Raw genomic sequence first — 2925 nt, forward strand, 5'->3', positions numbered from 1 at the left:
AGGAAGGATCCGCTTTCGGCGGCCCGGCATGGACTTCCACTCCGGCGCGCTCACCCCATATCTTGAGCTGGTCAATAGCGGCTGCGCGGAAGGTGTCACCCGCAATCAGCAGCACCGACTGTCCTGCTTTGACAAACTTGGCCGCTATCTTGCCAATGGAGGTGGTTTTGCCCACGCCGTTCACGCCCACAACCATAAGCACAAAGGGGCCATGCTCCGGCAGAGCCAGCTCCGCAGGGCGGTCGGAGGCGAGGAGGAAGGCGAGAATCTGATCGCGCAGCACCTGCTTCAGCGCCTGCGGATCACTGAGCTGGTCGCGCTTGACCCGCGCCTTGGCCGTCTCCAGCAGATGCAGGGAGGTGTTCACGCCGAGATCGGCAGTGATTAGCAGCTCCTCCAGCTCGTCATACAGCTCCTGGTCAATCTTCTTCCGGCCCAGCAGCAGGCGGTCAAGGCGGTGGACAAACGCGTCCCGGCTCTTGCCCAGACGCTCTTGCAGCCGCTTGAACATCGAGGGTTTCTGCTGCTCAACACCTGCTGTCGGCGGTGGCCGCGAAGAGGCAGCCTCCTGTTCGGCAGGCGGAGTGGCAGCAACTGCCGCAGGCTCATCCTGTTGGAAGAATTTCTTTTTAAACCAGCCCAGCATAACTCTCAAACCTCTTGGGTGATGTAATGTGCAACTCTTAAAAAAGATACCCGGTGCGGATTCAAGTTCCAAGTGCAACTTTTTGGCAGGCTTCATCCTGCCTGTGATGAGCACTCACTTCTTAAACAGCCCGACAAAAAAAAGCAGGATTGAGGCCCCGGCCACAGAAGTGACTAACGAGCCGATAAAGCCGTTGGCGATAGAAATGCCAAGCTGGCTGAAGGTCCAGCCGCCGATGACTGCGCCGATGATGCCCACGGCCATGTTGCCGAGCAGGCCGAAGCCGGAGCCTTTCATCAGCCGCCCGGCTATCCAGCCGGCCAGCGCACCGATGCAGAGAAAAATGATCAGTCCCATGATCTCCTCCTTGGAAGATACTGTTTGGCGGCAGTCGAAAGCCGCCTTGAGGTAGTTCCTCAAGCGGTTGGAAGCATACTCCGCAGGCAGCCGGACTGCAAAGGGAAAGCGGGGGTCTTATCTCCGCCTGCGTCGTTTTTGCTCTTGAGCCGGAGGAGCTGCGGCTACAGACGGCGGCGGCGGGGGAACGAGCAGCTTCTCTTCTGGCACGACGCAGGGCAGTGCCTTGCCTATGTATTCTTCAATGGCCGGGAGCTGGAACGCGCCTTCCTCGCAGGCGAAGCTGACTGCGATGCCGCTTTCGCCCGCCCGGCCTGTTCTGCCGATGCGGTGGACATAGTCCTCCGGCTCGTAGGGTAACGTGTAGTTGACGACGTGACTGATGCAGTCAATGTGGATGCCCCGGCCAGCCACGTCTGTGGCGATCATCACCTTGACCTTGCCGTCGCGGAACCGCTCCAAGCGCGACATGCGCTTCTCCTGCGGCACATCGCCGCTGAGAAGCACCGCTTCAATGCCGTTGCTGCGCAGACGCTCGTGCAGTCTGGCTGCTTCGTGCTTCATGTTGACAAAAACCATCACCCGCCCCGACTCCTGCCCAGCAAGCAGGTTGTAGAGAATGGTGTATTTCTCCTCGCTGGTGACGGTGTAAATCACCTGCCTGACTGTCTCCACCGCCACCTGCTCCGGGTCGCTCTCAATTGAGACCGGCTTGACGCACCACTGTGCCGCCAGATGCTTGACATCCTCGTTGACTGTGGCCGAGAAGAGCAGGGTCTGTCGCTGCTCCTTGGGCGGGAGGCGGGAAATGATCCGGCGCACATCCGGGATGAAGCCCATGTCCAGCATCCGGTCGGCCTCATCAATGACCATGATTTCAACCTGCTCCAGGCTGATCACCCGCTTGGAAACATAGTCGAGGAGACGGCCCGGCGTGGCCGCGATCACATCCACCGGCTGGCTGCTGAGAAGCTGCTCCTGCTTCTGGTACTCGGTGCCGCCAAAGACCGCGACGACGCGCAGCGGGAGATATTTGCCCAATGCCTTGCCGTCCTTGGCGATCTGCGCCACCAGCTCGCGGGTCGGGGCGATGATCAGGGCGCGGGGAAGGCCCGGCTTGCGGGGGGCCTGCGTGTCCTTGAGCAGGCGGGTGAAGAGCGCGACCAAGAAAACCGCGCTTTTGCCAGTGCCGGTGCCTGCTCTGCCGATGATGTCTTTGCCCTCCAGCGCGGCGGGCAGGGCCTGCTCCTGGATTGGCGTGCAGTATTTAAAGTCAAGGTCGGCAATGCCGCGCATCAGCTCCGCAGGCAGGGTGAAATCATGAAAACGGCTACGGCCCTCGACCGGATCAACCGGGAAATCAGCCACGCTCCATGCTGGCGGCTGCGGCTTTTTGGGACGCTCTGGCCTGCGGCGGCGGGCTGGCTGCTGGCTTGACGCAGGCTGCGTCGGGCTGGCAACAGCTTCGACTGGCTTGGGTTCAGGCGCGGTCTCATGCTGCTTTCTGCCTGACCAGGCTTGTTTGAAATGTCTTCCTACTTGAGCGAAAAAGGCTTTGATCATATTCAGAGGTGATGCGGAAACAAATGAGGCAGGCGCACGATGACGCAGGAGACCGCCCCCTGCATGTTGGCGGCCTTCTTTTTCTATAAAGACTAACCTAATGTGCAACTCTTTATACAGCAACCAGCCCATCCAGATCAAGCGGAGGGAGATTGCAGGATAAGTTAATGAAAACACAGACAGTATGCGCCAAATTTTTTCTGATCAAACGGTGTTGAAAATGCCAGAAATCATGCACGCGAATATGACCGGCTTTGAAGCGGCCCATGAGTTGTGAGCCGACAGTTTCGATGCGCTTTCTTGCACGCCTGCAAAATTTGAGAAGATGTTCAGGCAATGTTGATTTCATATTCTTTCTG

Annotated in this window: 3 protein-coding genes and 1 pseudogene; all 4 read right to left on the reverse strand. The window is 58.9% G+C overall.

All coding sequences use genetic code 11. The annotated features are described in order from the left end of the window. The coding region (locus ACNKH3_RS05885) for a signal recognition particle receptor subunit alpha (RefSeq protein WP_420208580.1) at positions 1–646 on the reverse strand (646 nt) is incomplete at its 3' end. 114 nt (positions 647–760) lie between these two features. Continuing rightward, the gene (locus ACNKH3_RS05890) at positions 761–1003 is read right to left on the reverse strand and encodes a GlsB/YeaQ/YmgE family stress response membrane protein (protein ID WP_417916917.1); all 243 of its coding nucleotides are present in this window, start codon (positions 1001–1003) and stop codon (positions 761–763) included. Positions 1004–1120: 117 nt separating this feature from the next. Continuing rightward, positions 1121–2566 (reverse strand): DEAD/DEAH box helicase, encoded by a 1446-nt coding sequence (locus ACNKH3_RS05895; RefSeq protein ID WP_417916916.1) that lies wholly within the window; start codon positions 2564–2566, stop codon positions 1121–1123. Between the two features lie 112 nt (positions 2567–2678). Then, positions 2679–2925 (reverse strand): annotated as a pseudogene (locus ACNKH3_RS05900) (IS982 family transposase); the annotation flags it as partial.

This window comes from Candidatus Electronema sp. JC (genome assembly GCF_048287365.2).
GTDB lineage: Bacteria > Desulfobacterota > Desulfobulbia > Desulfobulbales > Desulfobulbaceae > Electronema.